Source organism: Rhodococcoides sp. S146-33, assembly GCF_059489205.1.
Genome location: NZ_JCAJWY010000001.1, coordinates 1,630,581 through 1,645,840, shown reverse-complemented (window position 1 = coordinate 1,645,840; position 15,260 = coordinate 1,630,581). Strand labels below are relative to the sequence as shown.

15 protein-coding genes and 1 pseudogene are annotated in these 15,260 nt (G+C 65.4%); all 16 read right to left on the bottom strand.

The window, feature by feature from the left end:
- Positions 1-134: 134 nt before the first annotated feature.
- Positions 135-1,658: a lysine--tRNA ligase gene (gene lysS, locus AC5WEY_RS07935; protein ID WP_495645373.1), complete on the bottom strand. Its 1,524-nt coding sequence runs from the start codon at positions 1,656-1,658 to the stop codon at positions 135-137.
- 36 nt (positions 1,659-1,694) lie between these two features.
- Positions 1,695-2,132 (bottom strand): rhodanese-like domain-containing protein, encoded by a 438-nt coding sequence (locus AC5WEY_RS07930; protein ID WP_057476703.1) that lies wholly within the window; start codon positions 2,130-2,132, stop codon positions 1,695-1,697.
- Complete coding sequence (locus tag AC5WEY_RS07925; RefSeq protein ID WP_495645372.1) at positions 2,129-2,698, bottom strand: cysteine dioxygenase; 570 nt, start codon at positions 2,696-2,698, stop codon at positions 2,129-2,131. The genes AC5WEY_RS07930 and AC5WEY_RS07925 overlap by 4 nt, the downstream gene beginning before the upstream one ends.
- Before the next feature lie 149 nt (positions 2,699-2,847).
- Positions 2,848-3,648 (bottom strand): type III pantothenate kinase, encoded by an 801-nt coding sequence (locus AC5WEY_RS07920; RefSeq protein ID WP_057476705.1) that lies wholly within the window; start codon positions 3,646-3,648, stop codon positions 2,848-2,850.
- Positions 3,649-3,652: 4 nt separating this feature from the next.
- Entirely contained in the window at positions 3,653-4,084 is a 432-nt protein-coding gene (gene panD, locus AC5WEY_RS07915; RefSeq protein ID WP_495645371.1) for an aspartate 1-decarboxylase, read from the bottom strand.
- A 4-nt stretch (positions 4,085-4,088) separates the two neighbouring features.
- Positions 4,089-4,997 (bottom strand): pantoate--beta-alanine ligase, encoded by a 909-nt coding sequence (gene panC, locus AC5WEY_RS07910; RefSeq protein WP_057476706.1) that lies wholly within the window; start codon positions 4,995-4,997, stop codon positions 4,089-4,091.
- Positions 4,994-5,908 carry a Rossmann-like and DUF2520 domain-containing protein gene (locus AC5WEY_RS07905; RefSeq protein WP_057476707.1) on the bottom strand — a complete coding sequence of 305 codons (915 nt, stop codon included), beginning with the start codon at positions 5,906-5,908 and terminating at the stop codon, positions 4,994-4,996. The genes panC and AC5WEY_RS07905 overlap by 4 nt, the downstream gene beginning before the upstream one ends.
- Before the next feature lie 113 nt (positions 5,909-6,021).
- Positions 6,022-7,398, bottom strand: a complete 1,377-nt coding sequence (locus AC5WEY_RS07900) for a DUF6779 domain-containing protein (protein ID WP_495645370.1) — start codon at positions 7,396-7,398, stop codon at positions 6,022-6,024.
- Between the two features lie 90 nt (positions 7,399-7,488).
- A complete protein-coding gene (locus AC5WEY_RS07895) occupies positions 7,489-7,959 on the bottom strand; it encodes a DUF3180 domain-containing protein (RefSeq protein WP_495645369.1) in 471 nt (156 codons plus the stop codon).
- Positions 7,956-8,465 (bottom strand): 2-amino-4-hydroxy-6-hydroxymethyldihydropteridine diphosphokinase, encoded by a 510-nt coding sequence (gene folK / locus AC5WEY_RS07890; RefSeq protein ID WP_495645368.1) that lies wholly within the window; start codon positions 8,463-8,465, stop codon positions 7,956-7,958. Before folK ends, AC5WEY_RS07895 begins: the two co-directional genes overlap by 4 nt.
- Positions 8,462-8,887 (bottom strand): dihydroneopterin aldolase, encoded by a 426-nt coding sequence (folB, locus tag AC5WEY_RS07885; RefSeq protein WP_495645367.1) that lies wholly within the window; start codon positions 8,885-8,887, stop codon positions 8,462-8,464. Before folB ends, folK begins: the two co-directional genes overlap by 4 nt.
- A complete protein-coding gene (gene folP / locus AC5WEY_RS07880; RefSeq protein ID WP_495645366.1) occupies positions 8,884-9,732 on the bottom strand; it encodes a dihydropteroate synthase in 849 nt (282 codons plus the stop codon). The genes folB and folP overlap by 4 nt, the downstream gene beginning before the upstream one ends.
- Before the next feature lie 19 nt (positions 9,733-9,751).
- Positions 9,752-10,351, bottom strand: a complete 600-nt coding sequence (gene folE / locus AC5WEY_RS07875) for a GTP cyclohydrolase I FolE (protein WP_057476779.1) — start codon at positions 10,349-10,351, stop codon at positions 9,752-9,754.
- 691 nt (positions 10,352-11,042) lie between these two features.
- Positions 11,043-13,412, bottom strand: a pseudogene (gene ftsH / locus AC5WEY_RS07870) (ATP-dependent zinc metalloprotease FtsH); the annotation flags it as partial.
- Positions 13,413-13,716: 304 nt separating this feature from the next.
- Positions 13,717-14,268: a hypoxanthine phosphoribosyltransferase gene (gene hpt / locus AC5WEY_RS07865; protein ID WP_057476780.1), complete on the bottom strand. Its 552-nt coding sequence runs from the start codon at positions 14,266-14,268 to the stop codon at positions 13,717-13,719.
- 11 nt (positions 14,269-14,279) lie between these two features.
- Complete coding sequence (gene tilS, locus AC5WEY_RS07860) at positions 14,280-15,254, bottom strand: tRNA lysidine(34) synthetase TilS (protein WP_495645365.1); 975 nt, start codon at positions 15,252-15,254, stop codon at positions 14,280-14,282.
- Positions 15,255-15,260 lie beyond the last annotated feature (6 nt).

Below are 15,260 nucleotides of genomic sequence, written 5' to 3'. Positions count from 1 at the left end.
CTCCACCCCTGAAATGCTGCGCAACCGCCCGCGGATCCGGACTGCTGTGCCTGCTTACAGTTCATAACGCAGGCACTATGCAAAACGTTTCCCATTCGATGTCCGCTGCTGGCGAACAGCGCTTTACCTACCGATCAGGCCTGCGAGGGCTTGACGATCGGAAACAGGATCGTTTCGCGGATGCCCAGGCCGGTCAGCGCCATCAACAGACGGTCGATGCCCATGCCGGTTCCGGTGGTCGGCGGCATGCCCTGCTCCATCGCGGCGAGGAAGTCCTCGTCCAGAACCATCGCCTCGTCGTCGCCCGCTGCAGCCTGACGAGCCTGGTCTTCGAAACGCTCGCGTTGAATGATCGGGTCGACCAACTCGGAGTATCCGGTAGCCAACTCGAAGCCGCGTACGTACAGGTCCCACTTCTCGGTGACGCCGGGCTTGCTGCGGTGCTGCCGGGTCAGCGGGGACGTCTCGACGGGGAAATCGCGAACGAACGTCGGTTCGGTCAACGCGTCGCCCACCTGGTGTTCCCACAGTTCCTCGACGAGCTTGCCGTGGCCGTAGATCGGGACCCCGTCCTTGCGCGGCACCTCGACACCGACCTTGTCGGCGATGGCGAGCAGTTCGTCGACGGTGGTCTCGGGGGTGACGTCGAATCCGAGCGACTCCGACAACGACGGGTACATCTCCAGCATCGTCCATTCGCCGCCGAGGTCATAGGTGGTCCCGTCGGGCAGCGTCACCACGGTGGATCCGAGCGCAGCCATGGCCACTTCCTGGACGAGTTCGCGCGTCATCTTCGCCGAGTCGTCGTATGTGCCGTAGGCCTCGTACGTCTCGAGCATCGCGAACTCGGGAGAATGCGAGGAGTCGGCACCTTCGTTGCGGAAGTTGCGGTTGATCTCGAAGACCTTCTCGATGCCGCCGACGACGCAGCGCTTGAGGAACAGCTCCGGTGCGATACGCAGGAACAGATCGGTATCCATGGCATTGGAGTGGGTGACGAACGGCCGCGCCGCAGCACCGCCGTGCAGCGTCTGCAGCATCGGCGTCTCGACTTCGAGGAATCCTCGACGCTCGAGTGCGTTGCGCAACTCTCGAACGACGGCGATGCGCTTGCGTGCGGTCTCGCGGGCTTCCGGACGCGTGATCAGATCCAGGTATCGCTGCCGAATACGCGTCTCTTCGCTCAGTTCCTTGTGTGCGACGGGCAAGGGCCGCAACGACTTCGACGCGATCTGCCATGCGTCGGCCATCACCGAGAGCTCACCGCGACGGGAGCTGATGATCTCGCCGTGCACAAAGACGAAGTCGCCAAGGTCGACGTCGGACTTCCACTGCGCAAGCGCGTCCTCGCCGACGCCGGCCAGGCTGATCATCGCCTGCAGCTGGGTGCCGTCGCCCTCCTGCAGCGTGGCGAAGCACAGCTTGCCGGTATTGCGGACGAAAATGACGCGGCCGACGACTCCGACGATCAGGCCGGTGGTCGTGTCCGCTTCGAGCTCGGGAAACTCGGTGCGAATCTCGAGCAGGGAATGGGTGCGCGGAACCGATACCGGGTATGCCTCGACCCCGCGCTCGAGCAGCGCAGCGCGCTTGGCTCGACGAATCCGTAGCTGCTCCGGGGTGTCGTCGGCCGGCTGGGTAGAAGCTGAATCACTCACGCGCAGACACTTTACAGTCCGAGACCGTGCGAGCGTTCAGTGCGCTGCGACGGCCTCGGCCTCGCGAACGCAGTGCTCGGCCTGCGTCAACACACCGAGTAATCCCGCCGACTTCAGGGCCTGATAGCCGCCGACCAGATCGGTGGCCTTGTGCAGACCCAACTGCTTGAGCGAGGCCGCCGCGAGCGAGGAGGTGTAGCCCTCGGAGCAGATGACGATCCATTCCATGTCGTGATCGACGGCGATAGCCAGGCGCGCGTCACTGGTGGGATCGAGACGCCATTCGAGGACGTTGCGTTCGATGGCCAACGCGCCGGGCAACGTTCCCTCGACTGCGCGCTGGGCCTGCGGGCGAATGTCGATCACGACGGCACCGCGTTCGACCGCGTCGCGCAACTCGAAGACGGTGATGCGATCGATGGTCTTGCGAGCGGCTTCCAGCATGTCGACAATGGTCCAGGTGTGAACGGTCATCGTGTGGCCTTCTCGGGTTCGTCGGTGAGCTCGCTGCGGGTGCGGCGCAGAGTCGCACGCTCGGTCACCTCGTAGTAGGACATTGCCGTCAGTGGCGGCGAGTATGCGTGCACGCTGAGAGTGGGCCCGGTAGTGGTCGACGCCGGATCGTGCATCACGTCGTGCACCCACCCCAGCGGGAAGGCCGCCTGATCTCCCGCGTCGAGATGCCGCTGCTTCAGTTCGGTTCCTGCCCAACGATATTCGAGCAAAGATCCACTCAGGACGGTCAATGCACCGAGCGATCCGGCATGGTCGTGCAGCTCGGTGGACCGATCCGGAACCCAGCTGATCAACCAGACATCGAGGTCGTCGTCGGAATGCAGGCGGGCGGCCCAGCGCTCGTCGGTCGGCCAGAGACCGCCGCCGGGTAGCAGGTGATCGAAACGACCTTCGAGGACGTCCGATGCGCCTTGATCGGTGATCCGGAGCAGGTCGGGAGGCCGCAGCCGCGTCGGCGATGCGGAGACCGACCGCGAGGACAATCGGGTACGGGAGGGTGCAGAAAATACAGGTGTGGAAAGCATGAAGCTCTACTCCAGGGGTGCGTTATGAACGAGGCAGCGGTCAGCCTCGACAACACTCCTGGGTGGCCATGCACGTCATCACGCCGACGATTCTGACACACGAACGCCGGATGCGCTAGCGCTGGTTCGAAACGATCAGCGCGAAACCCTCAGCGCGGGCGCCGCTTTGCCATGTTGCGTTCGTAGACGAGGCGTAGCCCTTCGAGTGTCAGGTCCGGTTCGTGGTGCTCGATGGTGGTCGACTCGGGCAGGATCAACGCCGCGATGTCTCCGGTGCCGATGACCGCCACGTCCGTTCCGGCAACCTCGGGCACCTCCCGCCGAATCCGTCCGACGAGGCCGTCCACCAGGCCCGCGAATCCGAAGATGGTGCCCGACTGGATGCATTCGACAGTGTTCTTGCCCAGCACCGACCGCGGCCGGACCATCTCCACCTCGCGCAGCGTGGCGGTGCGGGTCGACATCGCCCACGCCGACATTTCCAGGCCCGGCGCAATGGCACCGCCGAGAAATTCCCCCTTGGCCGATACGACGTCGACGCAGGTGGTGGTGCCGAAGTCCACCACGATGCACGCCGAGTCGTAGAGATCATGTGCAGCAAGGGTATTGACGATCCGATCCGCTCCCACTTCTTTGGGATTGTCCACCAGCAGCGGCACACCGGTCCGGACGCCGGGTTCGACGACCACGTGCACCACATGGTCCCAGTACCGCGTGAGCATGGTGCGCATCTCGCGCAGCACCGACGGCACCGTCGACAGTGCGGTGATTCCGGTGATCTGTTCCGCGTCGGCTCCGAGCAACCCACGCAGCATCAGCGCCAGTTCGTCAGCAGTCACGTGAGGATCGGTTCGAATGCGCCAGTCCCGCAGCAGCTTCGAGTGATCACCGGTGCCGGTGAACAGCCCGACCACAGTACTGGTGTTGCGCACATCGATCGCGAGGAGCATCGAATCAGACCAGCACGGAATCGGCCCGGAGATCGCGCGGACTGATCAGACCCGAGCCCGCAGGCGCATGAGCCGGGTCGCTGCCCAGCTCGACCGGCCGGTTCTTCTCGTCGACGAACACGACTCGCGGTGCGTAGTCGGCAACTTCCTGCTCGTTCATCACGCCGTAGGCGATCAGAATGACCAGATCACCTGGATTGACCAGATGAGCTGCGGCCCCGTTGATTCCGATGACGCCGCTGCCGCGTTCACCGGTGATCACGTAGGTCTCGAGCCGCGCCCCGTTGTCGATGTCGACGATGGTGACCTGCTCGCCCTCGAGCAGATCGGCGGCGTCCATCAGATCCTGGTCGACGGTCACCGAGCCCACGTAGTGCAGGTCTGCGTGCGTGACGGTGGCGCGATGGATCTTCGACTTCATCATGGTACGAAACATTGTGTCACTCTCCACTTTTCGGATCGTCCGGATACTCTAGAAAACCAGTGCCGACGGCGACACCGACGTTGTCGATCAATCTCGTGGTGCCCACCTTGGCCGCCACGAGCAGTCTGCCGTCCCCACGTTCGGGAGCCGGGCCGAGATGCGGGTCTCGTACCTCGAGGTAATCGACCTGCACCAGCGGTGCCTCGTCGAGAACGGCACGCGCAGTGGCGATGATGGCCTCAGCTCCCCCGGCCGCGGCATGCGCCCCGGCCACCAGCGCGGCCGACAGCGCCATCGCCGCGTCCCGCTGTTCCGGGTCCAGATACCGATTACGGGAGGACAGTGCGAGACCGTCCTGCTCGCGCACCGTCGGTACCCCGATGACGGCGACGTCGAAATTCAGATCTCGCACCATCTGCCGGATCAGGGTCAGCTGCTGGTAGTCCTTCTCCCCGAAGTACGCCCGATGCGGAGCGGCTATCTGCAGCAGCTTGGCCACGACGGTGAGCATACCCGCGAAATGAGTTGGCCTGCTTGCGCCTTCGAGTTCACTGCCGAGCGGCCCGGGATGGACCGTGGTGCGCGGACCGGACGGGTACATGTCCGACGCGGACGGCGCGAAGACCAGCTCGACTCCCTCCTCACGGAGCAGCGCGACATCGGCGTCGAGGGTTCGCGGGTACGCATCCAGATCCTCACCCACACCGAACTGCAGCGGATTGACGAAGATCGACACGATCACCACCGCACCGGTGAGCTTTGCCTGACGCACCAAGTGCAGATGACCGGCGTGCAACGCGCCCATGGTCGGCACCAGCGCGACCTGTTTTCCGACACCCCGTAAGGCCTTGGACACCGACGTGATCACCGCGGGATCGTGGTGAACTGTCAACTGCCCCTTCGTGTAGCTGCCCGCGAGGGTCATTGCTTCCCTTCCAGAAGTTCGATCAGGTCTGCCCCGGCACCGATGCGCTGCGCAGAGCGAAGAGACAGCGCCCGATACCCGGCAGCGATTCGCGGATCCACGGTCTCGAGCACGTCGAGATGCTTGCCGACGGCGGCGGTATCGCCTCGGGCCACCGGACCGGTGAGCGCCGATTGTCCGTTGCGCAGCGCATTGTCCAGCGCAGCTTCGAGAAGCGGAGCCAGAACACGCTCGGGCACACCACGTTCGGCGTCGGAGCCAGGAAAACCCGGTCCGGCCAACGCGACTCGAAGCGCTTCGACCGCGTCGACCACAAGGGTGACGAGGTGATTACTACCGTGCGCGAGCGCAGCGTGGTAAAGCGCCCGATTGTTCTCGGCGACATGCACCGGCTCGCCGCCGATCTCGAGCACCAGAGCCTGCGCAACGGCGTAACCGATCTCGTCACTTGCGGTGATACCGAAGCACGCCGCCGTCATCCTGTCGGTGTCCTCGGCTCTGCCGCTGAACGTCATGGCTGGATGGATCGCGAGCGGAACCGCACCCAGGGCCGTCAGCGGTTCGAGCACCGAGACACCGTTCGCACCGGAGGTGTGCACCACGAGTTTCCCTGGTGCCACCGCCCCGGTGGACGCCAGGCCGGCGACGATCGACGCCAACTCGCTGTCCGGTACGGCAAGAATCAACAGTTCAGCGCGACGAGCAACCTCGTCGACGGGCAGAACCTGCGACTCCGGTAACCGGTCACGCACCCGAGCGAGCGACGCGTCCGACACAGCAGCAGCACCGACAACGACGTGTCCGACGCGTTCGAGCGCCTCCCCGAACGCAGTACCCACCCGCCCGGCGGAGACGACACCCACCGTCAATCGAGCTGGCGACAGACCACCAGTGAACCCTGATGAGGTCACCGAAAACTTCCTCTCGTTCGTTCCAGTCCCGCTCGGCGGGTACCAGACGTCCTGCAGGGAACAATAGCGACAGCGGCACCGATGGTGCCATGAATACCGGTGTGATCTGGTTCTCAGTCGGCGCGACGCCGACGACGACGCGTGCCTGCGTCGGTGGTCGTCGTATCGGCCGAGTCGCCGCCGGCCAGACCGGCCATGATCTCGGCGACGGAACGGCCGTTCGAGTGCGCGCCGGTGGCATCCTCGTCGGTCGACTCTGCGCGTCTGCGACCGCGCCGAGGCGAGCTGGACGCATCCACGGCTGGAGTCTCGAGGTCTCGATCCACCGAGAAGAACGCGTCCGCCGAGTCGCGCAACGCACTACGAGAGGCCGGATAGGGATCGCCGTCCTGGGCCGGGTCCGATCCCTGAGCAGTGTCGGAAACGTAGTCGGCGGCAGGCTCGGCTTCGGAATACGGGGCTTCGGAATACCCGGTCTGACGAGACTCGACGGGCGTCGAGTACTCCTCCACCTGGTACTGCTCGGCCTGATATTGCTCGGCCACGACGGTGTCGGCCTCGTACGTTTCCGCGGTGGGCTCGGGCTCGTAGTTTTCCGCTTCCGGCTCCGCTGCCGGCGGACGCGTCTGCTCGAAGTTGTAGGCGGTGAACGGCGAGCTGGGCGGAGTGACCCGCGCGGCCGGTCTCGCACCGTACGGGCGCGGCCGCGTTCCGGGGCGCTCGAAAGCATCGACCTCGTCCACGGCTGTTGCCGACGCGTCGTAGCTCGAGTCCTCGGTCTCGAACGCGTTCTCCGCGTACCCACCCTGCGACCCGGGAGCAGTCGATGCCGCGGTGGCCTGCGGCATCTCGTCCGGTCCTTCGGGGTACACCACCGAGGTCTCGGCCGTGACCGGCTCGTCGTACGGGGTTCCGACACCGTTGAGACCGGCACCCGCGGGCATCGGCCCGTTGCCGTTACCGCCACCCGGTACATACAGCCCGGACGGGGCAGGCTGATAGCTGTCGTAGCGTCGACCGCCGAGTTCTTGCATTCTCATTGCCTCGGCCCGTAACGCGACGCGTTCGGTGGGCAAATTGCCGTCGAACAGCACTTGCAGGTTCTGGCGGAGCGCGGCGAGTTCGTTGCGCAGTGCTGCGACTTCGTCGATCTCCATTCGCGATTCGCTACGAACCCGGGCCTCGACGCTCATCTCGTACTCGCGTCGCGCCGAAATCTCCCGGGCCAACTGCAACTCGTACACCGTCTGCAGATCTTTGGCCTTGGTCTGGTCCGCAGCCGATTCCCGGCGGTACTTCGTCATGGCGAAAGCGCCGATCACGGCAGCCCACAACGCCGAGAGAACGCCGACCCTCATCCACTGCACACTCTCGGTGAACAGCATGAACACGCTGGCGACGATGCCGAGCACGACGAGCGCGGCAAGAAACAGCTGGCTCGCACTACGCCTGTTTCGGCGTCCCTTCTTTGCGCGAGTCTGATCTGTCATGCTCACCAGGGTAACTGGCAACTCGACCGCAAATAGTCATCCTCGGCCGATCACTTACACAACCGAGGTAACAATCAAATGTTTCGTGCGTTACCGGGAACGCTCGTCGTCCCGATCTTTCGGGGTTCGGCAACACTGCTCGAGCCACACCGCGGCAGCGACGACGGCCACTCCCGCAACCAGCGCCACGATCGCCCCGACGCGATCGGAGGACGCGGCCCGTACCGTCGTGGCACGCGGCATCACATACACCAGAAATCCGACGGTCACCCCGGTGACGGCTGTCCCCACCAGCATCGATGCCTTCGCCAGCACCAGCGCCCGATACACCGTCAACGGATTCAGATCGTGCAGACCGGTACCCACGCGGTGCTCGGCAATGCGAGTGCGGACGATCACTGCAGTCACGACCTCGACCACCGCCACGAGATACAACGAGGCCCCGGCGTACACGGGAATCGGCGGCAACGAACCGTAGAAAACCCGAACCAGCAGCCAGGTGCCGATCGCGGCGATCAGGAAAATACCCAAGACATCCCCGACCTTGGTGGGATTGGTCACCACGGGCCATCACCGGTGCCGTCGAGGCGTTCGACTCCCGCACGCTCTTCCGCACTCAAACGCGAGAGCAACTCGGTCACCGGCACATCCGTGTCACCGACGCGCAGGGTGGCGTCGGGTTCGACGTCCAGCCACGGCAGCAGCACGAATGCCCGCTCGTGCGCGCGGGGATGCGGGAGTATCAGACGAGGGTCATCGCTGATCACGTCGTCACACACGATCACATCGACGTCGAGGCTGCGTGGCCCCCATCGTTGCACTCGAACGCGATCCGCCGCTTCCTCGAACTGCTGCCCCAGACGCAACCAGTCCCAGGCGTCGTACGCGTCGTCCTCGGCCACCAGCGTCGCATTGAGAAAATCCTGCTGCTCGACGCCACCCCAGGGCGCAGATCGGTACACGGCCGATCCAGCCACCAGTCGTGAACCCAATCCTGTTGTCACAGAACGTAAGTGGCTGAGCGAGTCGCCGATGTTACTGCCGATCGACAGCACCGCACGCGTCACGTTCGCTCCCGGTACGCCACCACGGCGACATCCTCGAACGTCAGCGGAATGGGGGCAGACGGCTTGTGCAGCACTACTTCCACCGCGTCGACGCGCGAATCGTAGGCCAGCACCACCTCGGCGATCTCGGCCGACACCGTCTCGATCAAGTCTTTCGAAGGACCCGAGATCACGGCTGCGGCACGTTCGGCCAGTTCGCCGTAGTGCAGCGTCCGGGTCAGATCGTCGGTCTCGGCTGCGGGCCGCAGATTCATCCATACGGTGATGTCGACGACGAAGTCTTGGCCGTCGCGCTTCTCGAAGTCGAACACACCGTGATTGCCGCGCACCCTGAGGCCACGTAGTTCGATGCGGTCGCCGCGACGCGTTCCGAGGCCACTGCTCTCGGGGCCACTGCTCTCTGGGCCACTGCTCTCGCTCATGCCCGTCCACCCTGCCATGCCTTGACGACGGCGACCGCGTCGAGTGAGGCCTGAACATCGTGCACCCGCACACCCCATGCGCCGCCGGCAACGGCCAGTGCCGATACGACAGCCGTGGCGATCTCGCGTCCGTCCGGTGGTCGAGGGGAACCGTCATCGTCGGCCAGAAGCGAACCGAGGAAGCGTTTGCGAGAGGCGCCGACGAGTACCGGAAACCCTGCCGCTACCAGCTCGGGTAGGCCGCGAAGCAGTTCCCAGTTGTGCTGGGCATTCTTGGCGAAGCCGAGACCGGGGTCGAGCACCAGCGCCGATTCGTCCACCCCCGCGGCCACCGCACGATCGACCTGTTCCATCAGCTCGTTGCGTACGTCGGCAACCACGTCGTCGTATCGGTCGGCCGGGCCGGAGTGCCGATACTCGGACCCGGCTGACCGCCAGTGCATCAGGATCCACGGCACACCACCGGCCGCGACCACCCCGGCCATGGCCGAATCGGCTCGGCCACCCGACACGTCGTTCACTATCGACACGCCCGCCTCGATGGCTGCCTCGGCGACCGAAGCGCGCATCGTATCGACGCTGGTCATCACGCCTTCTGCGGCCAGCGCCGCGATCACCGGCACTACCCGCTGGGCTTCGAGAACCGAATCGATACGGTCGGCCCCCGGGCGCGTCGATTCACCACCGACGTCCACGACGTCGACCCCGCGGCGATGCATCGCCAACCCGTGCTCGACGGCCGCGTCGACGTCGAGGTACCGACCGCCGTCCGAAAAGGAATCGGCAGTGACGTTGAGAACGCCCATGACGACGGGGGCCGGCGGGATGCTCCTCGCGAGACTCATCGGGTATCGGTCGGTCGCGTCATTTCCGCAGGATCAGGTCCAGTGCTTCCGAACGCGACGCCGCGCTGGACTGCAGCAGACCGCGCACGGCCGAGGTGGTGGTGCTGGCCCCCGGCTTGCGAATTCCGCGCATTGCCATGCAGAGGTGCTCGGCCTCGATGACGACGATCGCGCCGCGCGGGTCGAGCTTGCGCATCAAGGCGTCGGCGATCTGACTGGTCAGACGTTCCTGCACCTGGGGGCGCTTGGCGTACATGTCCACCACGCGTGCCAGTTTCGACAGGCCGGTGACCTTGCCGCTCTTGCCCGGGATGTATCCGACGTGGGCAACGCCGTGGAACGAGACCAGGTGGTGCTCGCACGTGGAGTACATCGGGATGTCACGGACGAGTACCAGTTCCTGATGTCCCTCGTCGAAGGTCGTGTTCAACGCTGTGTCCGGGTCGGTGTAGAGCCCGGCGAAAATCTCGCGGTACGAGCGTGCGACGCGGGCCGGGGTATCGAGCAGTCCGGGGCGATCGGGATCCTCGCCGACAGCGATCAACAACTCACGCACTGCAGCCTCGGCGCGAGGCTGGTCGAAGACCGCCCCGGTGGCGTAGGCAACCGTCTGCTCCACTGCTCGCTGTTCGGTTGCCGGGACTTCTGCCGAGTCGCTGGTCGACTCGTCGGTCCGATTGACTGACACGTGAATGTACCTCCGTTTGGGCTCCACGAATGAGACGGCTGGGCTCACCTGCAACGGTCCGAAAAAACAATTGCAGATGAGCCCAACACGGTTCGAACGACGTGCTGGGCCGACCTTCGCGGTCGACCCAGCAAGCCTAATGACAGGTCTAGCGGTACGAACCCCCAGGCCCTTCCCAGCGACGCGTCTGCGAGCCGTCGTCGCCGTCCTCGTCGGCTCGCTCGTCGCCTCGCGACTCCTCGTACGGAGTATCGCCGGAACGATCGTCACCGGGAAGCGGGTAGTTCTGCGACGGACCGGGCACCTCCCACGACGGGGCCGACGGCTCCTTGTGGGCGGAACTGTCCGGATTGTCGGCGTACGGGGGCGCGTGACGAGACGTCCGACCTTGGTCCCGTGTATCAGGTCGGAACGGGTCCGGCTGATACTGCGGCGGCTGGTACGCCTGTTGCTGACCGGTCGGCGGTTGGTACGACTGCGGCTGCTGATAGGTCGGGTGCTGCCGGTAGGTCGGCTGACCCTGAGGCGGCTCGTACCGATTCTGATCCGGTCGGTTCGATTCCGGCTGATCCCGAGTCGGCGGGTTTTGGGCCGGTGGGTTATGCGCCGGCGGAGTCGTCGGGCCCTGGTAGCGCGGAACCGACGGTTGATCGCGCGGCGGCCAGCCCGGAGCAGACCATCCTGCGGGAGCGCCGTAATCGGGCCGTGCACCAGCATTGGGGGCCGGACGGGGATCCGATCTGCGGTAGCCCTCGGAGTAGCCGCCGTCGTTCGGAACACCGCCGTTGTGGGCGCCACCGTTGTGGGTGCCACCGTAATTGCCGTTGCTGCCACCGCCGTTGTAGCCGCCGTTGACCGGTCCGCCGTTGTTCGGGGCACCGTTGACCGGGCTGCCGTTCGTGGGCGCACCGTTCGTGGGAGCACCGTTGGCCGGGCCGCCGTTGTAGCTGTTGCTTCCGTTCGGGTAGCCGCCCTTGCTCAGCTGCGGCGAACCGGAGTAGCTGGGCTGCGGAACCTGTTGCGGCGGAAGCTGTTTCGGGGCCGGCGGCACCGGAGGCCACGGCTCGCCGCGCTCAGCGGCAAGTTCGCGCGGAGTCTTCACCGGCGGCTTGTCCGAGGGCTTACGGTCACCGAAGTCGTTGAACAAGGTGATGCGCGGGCGCTTGGTGACGCTGTGGAAGATCTTTTCGAGGTCCTTGCGGGTGAGCGTCTCACGTTCGAGCAGCTCGGAGGCGAGGGTGTCGAGCAGATCGCGGTACTCGTTGAGGATGGCCCACGCTTCGGTGTGCGCAGCTTCGATGAGCTTGCGCACCTCCTCGTCGATCTCGCGGGCGACCTCGTGCGAGAAATCGGACTGCTGGCCCATCGAACGACCCAGGAACGGATCGCCCTGTTCCTGCCCGTACCGAACGGCTCCGAGCTTGCTGCTCATGCCGTATTCGGTGACCATCGCGCGAGCGATCTTGGTGGCCTGGTCGATGTCGGATGACGCGCCGGTGGTCGGCTCGTGGAAGACGAGCTCCTCCGCGGCGCGGCCGCCCATGGCCATCACCAGCCGAGCGATCATCTCCGACCGCGTCATCAGGCCCTTGTCGTCCTCGGGCACCGTCATCGCATGGCCGCCGGTACGGCCGCGAGCGAGGATGGTGACCTTGTACACGGGCTCGATATCGGGCATCGCCCACGCGGCGAGGGTGTGTCCACCCTCGTGGTACGCGGTGATCTTGCGCTCGTGCTCGCTGATGATGCGGCTCTTGCGTCGAGGACCACCGACCACACGGTCCACCGACTCCTCGAGCGAGGCCTCGGTGATCACGGTGCCGTTCTCACGCGCGGTGAGCAGTGCCGCTTCGTTGATGACGTTGGCCAGGTCTGCACCCGACATTCCGACGGTTCGCTTGGCGAGACCCTCGAGGTCGGCGTCCTGGGCAACGGGCTTGCCTGCCGAGTGCACCTTCAGGATTGCGCGACGGCCGGCCAGGTCGGGCGCGCCGACCGGGATCTGCCGGTCGAAGCGGCCGGGACGCAGCAGCGCCGGGTCCAGGATGTCGGGACGGTTGGTCGCGGCGATGAGGATCACGCCGGTGCGCTCACCGAAGCCGTCCATCTCCACGAGCAACTGGTTGAGCGTCTGCTCACGCTCATCGTGTCCGCCGCCCATGCCTGCGCCACGCTGGCGGCCGACGGCGTCGATCTCGTCGACGAAGATGATGCAGGGGCTGTTCTGCTTGGCCTGCTCGAAGAGATCGCGGACGCGGGATGCACCGACACCGACGAACATCTCGACGAAGTCCGAGCCCGAGATGGTGAAGAACGGGACTCCCGCTTCGCCTGCGACGGCGCGCGCGAGCAGCGTCTTGCCGGTTCCGGGAGGGCCGTAGAGCAGAACACCGCGCGGAATCTTGGCACCGAGCGCCTGGTAGCGCGCCGGGTTCTGCAGGAAATCCTTGATCTCGTACAGCTCTTCGACGGCCTCGTCCGCGCCTGCCACGTCGGCGAACGTGGTCTTGGGCATGTCTTTCGTGAGCTGCTTGGCCTTCGACTTGCCGAAGCCCATGACTCCGCCGCGACCGCCACCCTGCATGCGGCTCATCACGAAGATGATCACGCCGAGGATCAGCACCATCGGAAGGATCAGCAGCAGGAAGGAACTGAACCAGCTCTCCTGGGTGACAGTGGTGTTGTAGCTGTTCAGACCCTGCGAGTCGACCTTGTCGAAGATCTGCTCGGATGCCGAGTCCGGGTACTTCGCAATGATCTGCTTCTGATTGTCGGTGGCGTCGGAGGCCTCTTTGAGGGTCAGCCGAATCTGCTGCTCACGGTCGTCGATCTGCGCGGACTCGACGTTGCGGTCGTCGAGCTGGGCGATCGCCACCGAGGTGTCGACCGACGTCCAGTTCCGCGTGTCGTTACCGAAGTAGCTGAAGGCATAGATCACCAACAGAATGCCGAAAACGATGGCGAGATTCCGTATTACTGTCTTCCGATTCATACAGCTTCAGCCGAGACGGCCGTGTCCTTTCAGTCCGCTCCCGCGCGCTGGCTGCTCCCTGCCCGCCGGATACTCCAGGCTAGCGCGAGACTCGGACATCTGACTCGCTCATACCTGGCGCTCTGCGTCCACGCACCTGTTTGCGTCGACGCTTCTTCCCCTCCAACGACCGCACTCCCCCGGCAGTTCCCCACCTCTTCGGCACCTTATCCGCATCGATGGACCATTGCATACGTCTCGGCGCGGCGATGGTCCATTCACGCGGGTCCGGGAGCCGCGAACCGGGCTGAACGAACGACGAGGCTCAGCTGTATACCTTCGGGTCCAGCAGGCCGATGTACGGCAGATCACGGTAGCGCTCGTTGTAGTCCAAGCCGTATCCCACGACGAATTCGTTGGGGATGTCGAAGCCCACGTTCGCGACCTCGACGTCGACCTTGATGGCGTCGGGCTTGCGCAGCAATGTCACCACCGACAAGGAAGCAGGCGAACGGGTCGCGAGGTTGCGCTTGAGCCAGCTCAGCGTCAGACCGGAGTCGATGATGTCCTCGACGATCAGCACGTGGCGTCCGGTGATGTCGCGGTCGAGGTCCTTGAGAATTCGGACGACACCGGACGACGACGTCGACGAGCCGTAGGAGCTGACAGCCATGAACTCGAGCTGCGCCGGGATGGGCAGGGCCCGGGCGAAGTCGGTCATGAACATGATCGCGCCCTTGAGGACGCCGACCAGGAGCAGGTCACCTTCCGGGGCACCTTCGGGATACCGCTTCGCGATTTCCTCTGCGAGTTCCGCAGTGCGCGCTTTGATCTGTTCCTCGGAAATGAGAACCGATTCGATGTCGCCCTCGTACACGGGGTTTCCCTTCATTCGTTCTCCAGGCCGACGCTCAGCCTGCCATGTCGCCGCGAGCACACCAACCTCGCATCGGGCGTTCCGCCTGGCAGCGCAACCCCGCCCTGGCCGGTCCATCGTCCGACGAGGGCGTCGACGGCTCGGAGCTGTCGATCGGTCGACGACGTCACTCCCCGTTCGAGCAACCATCGGCGCAGCACGCGGCGGCGAACGGCCGGGGCGAGAGGTTCGATCACCGACACCTCGAGGTCCGGGCCATCGGTGTCGGCGACGGACCCGGCAAGCGCGTCGAGCACGTCGCCGTCCTCACGTAACTGCTCGGCCGTCCGCGCGAGTGCAGCGGCGACGCCACCACCCAGCACGTCCTCGAGCAACGGCAGCACCTCGTGGCGCAGCCGCACCCGAGTGAAATCGGTATCGGTGTTGTGCGGATCCTCGAAGGGCTCCAACCCCAGCTCGACGCAGGCAGCCCGGGTGACCGCACGCCTGACTCCGAGCAGCGGACGGCCCCACGGTGGGGTGAACGCCGTCATGCCGGCAATCGACCGCGGCCCCGATCCGCGGCCCAACCCGAGCAGCACCGTTTCGGCCTGATCGTCGAGGGTGTGCGCCACCAGCACCGACGCGTCGCCGCGCGCGAGATCCAACGCGTCGTATCTGGCTCTGCGGGCCGCTGCTTCCGTCCCGCCCGAACCGGTGACGCGCACCGGAAGAACGCGAGCTTCGACCGCACCCAACTCCAGCGCCCGCGCCGCTGCCGCCGCCGCGACCTCGGCCGAACCCGGCTGAAGACCGTGGTCGACGATCAACGCGCGCACGTTCGGGGCCTCGGCGACGCTCGCGGCCGTCAGGGCCAGCGAATCGGCGCCGCCGGACAGCGCAACGGCAACCGGCCCGGGGTGTGCAGTGAGCCATGCCCGCACCGCATGCCGAATCTCCAGCAGGGCGGGGCCCTCAGGAAATCTCGGTCGTTCCGCGGGCTCCACTCCCTC